This is a genomic window from Mesorhizobium sp. M7A.F.Ca.US.014.04.1.1 (genome assembly GCF_003998745.1).
Taxonomy (GTDB): domain Bacteria; phylum Pseudomonadota; class Alphaproteobacteria; order Rhizobiales; family Rhizobiaceae; genus Mesorhizobium; species Mesorhizobium ciceri.
Genome location: NZ_RZRW01000752.1, coordinates 1 through 2345, shown reverse-complemented (window position 1 = coordinate 2345; position 2345 = coordinate 1). Strand labels below are relative to the sequence as shown.

Annotated in this window: 2 protein-coding genes and 1 pseudogene; all 3 read left to right on the top strand. The window is 63.3% G+C overall.

Annotated features, from left to right (window positions below; genetic code table 11):
- The first annotated feature begins 143 nt into the window (after positions 1–143).
- Entirely contained in the window at positions 144–1520 is a 1377-nt protein-coding gene (locus tag EOA22_RS31000) for a flagellar hook-length control protein FliK (RefSeq protein ID WP_127390485.1), read from the top strand.
- Positions 1450–2037 carry a transglycosylase SLT domain-containing protein gene (locus EOA22_RS30995; RefSeq protein WP_063168924.1) on the top strand — a complete coding sequence of 196 codons (588 nt, stop codon included), beginning with the start codon at positions 1450–1452 and terminating at the stop codon, positions 2035–2037. The genes EOA22_RS31000 and EOA22_RS30995 overlap by 71 nt, the downstream gene beginning before the upstream one ends.
- 223 nt (positions 2038–2260) lie before the next feature.
- A pseudogene (locus tag EOA22_RS39185) lies at positions 2261–2345 on the top strand (DNA-binding response regulator); the annotation flags it as partial.

The following is a 2345-nucleotide window of genomic DNA, read 5'->3' as shown; positions in this document are numbered from 1 at the left end:
TCCGCCGAGCCTGCGACCGTCGTGCCGGCGTCGGCACCTTCGCCCGCCGCCGGTCCAGAGCCCGCCGATCCGACCGACGCCGCCATGACCAGAACACGTCGACAGCTCGACCTGATCGACCAGATGCTTGGAGCCGCCCCTAAATGACCACCAGCCTCGGCTCGGCCTTGCCAGGATTTGCCTCCACGCGCGCGACGTCGGAGCAGCCTGCCGCGAACGGCAGAAACGATGACGCCGGCTTCGGCAAAATGCTGCGCGACGATGCCCGCCCGGAACGGCAGGCGTCGACAGAGGCGGGATCGCGCGACCGGCGCTGGAGCAAGCTCGCTGCCGGCCTCGCCGGGCATGGCGCCAAGGTCGAACCGGCATCGGCCGAGCCCGGAAGGACCACCTCGGCCAAAGGCGCAAGCGTGAAAACCGGCAAGGACGATTTGGAAGCAAAGGCGCACAAGGCCGACGCCGAACAGACGGCGTCGGATACCGCGCCGCTTCAGGACGACCTGCCGCTGCTGATCGCGTTTCATGACCTGCGGCATTTCTCGACAGCGGCCAAGGCAGCGGGGGGCAATGCGGCCACCGGCGAGAATCCGTCGGACCCGGCGCTCGGCGGACAGGCTGCACTGCCAAAGACCTACCGCTCAAAATCGTCGGGCGGACGCGAAGCACTCGAAACCATGTCGAAGCCGGAGCAGGCGTCGATCGTCGACGGACCTTTGACGGCGCTTGACGGTCAGTCGCCGAGCGCTGCCTCCAGCGCGCCAAAACGCGACGTCACAGCGGCGGCTCAGAAGCTGTCGGACGCGCCGGCTGTCGATGTGCCCGGCGTGCCGTCGAAGCCCACCACGAATGCGATGAGCAGCATCGAGGATGTGCGGTCCTCGATGCGTCCCGAAGCGGGAAAACAGTCCCTGTCCGCCGCGCGCATCGACGTGGTGTCGGAACGGAGCTTCCCCGCGCCGCCGCAGGGTCCCATCAGCCAGGCGGCCCTCAATGTGATCAACGCCATAGCCGCCGACGCCGGGCCGCAAAAGGCGCTTTCAGCCTCACCCACGACCACCCATCTGGCCAGCTCTGTTGCCGTTCCGACACATGTGTTGAAGATCGAACTTCACCCTGCCGAACTCGGCATGGTGACGGCCAATCTTCGCCTCTCCGGGGAACAACTTTCGATTGAGCTGAAGCCTGAAACACACGATGCCTATCGTCGGCTGTCCGCCGACAGCGAGGCCATCGTCAAGTCGCTGCGAGGGCTCGGCTTCGAGGTTGACAAGGTCACGATACTGCAACCTTCGGTAGCAGTTCCCGCTACAACCCGGACGGATGCAACCGCTCCGTTGGCGGCGGCAACAGGCCGCGATCCAGCATCCTTTCAACCGGGGAATTCGGGCGGCGGCAATGGTGGAGCCGGCGGCCAGCAACCGGGTCAGCAATCCTCAAGGAACCGCAACGATGACGCGCAGGACTACGGCCGCGGCACTTCGCCTTCTCGCGAGCGCGCTGGCGGCGATATCTTTATCTAGCGCGGTAACAGCTGCCGCAGCCACGACCAACCCTTGCGAGCCGGAAATCCTGCGCGCCGCCGACCGCTATGGCGTTCCCGCCGGCATCCTTTATGCCGTTGGCCTGACGGAGACCGGCAACAAGGGCAGCCTTCAACCCAACGCTTTGAATATAGAGGGAAAAGCAGTCTTTCCCAGAAGCCGGCCCGAGGCCCTTGCCGCCTTCGCCAATGCCCGGCGCGAGGGCAAGACCCTGATCGATCTGGGCTGCATGCAGATCAACCACCACTACCACGCATCGCATTTTCGCAGCGTCGAGGACATGCTCGACCCACGTCAGAATGTCGACTATGCGGCGCGCTTCCTGGCCAGCCTTCATGCCCGTCACGAGACCTGGTCGATGGCCGTGGCCCGCTATCATGCCGGCCCCGACAATGACCCGGCGCAGAAGATCTATGTCTGCCGTGTCATTGCCAACATGGTCGCCACCGGCTTTGGAAAATGGACCGCGAACGCCCGCGGATTCTGCAACCCATAAGCGCATTTTCCATTACTAATAGACCTAACACACAACCCCGAATTGTTGTTCTGGCCTGGCCAAAACTTGGCGCCGAATGCGTATCTGGCTGCACGCTAATGCAACCGATACGATTCCAGACTCCCAAGAAACTAGCTACAAGAAATGACGGTTGTTCAGGATTCTCGCCAGCGGATAGGCCTCTCTTCACGGGGCAAATGATTCGATTCGGAAGGCGGGGCCGATGATTGTGATCGTTGACGAGCGCGAGCTCGTAACAGAGGGATACAATTCACTTTTCGATCGTGAGGGCATCGCCTGTGCAGGCT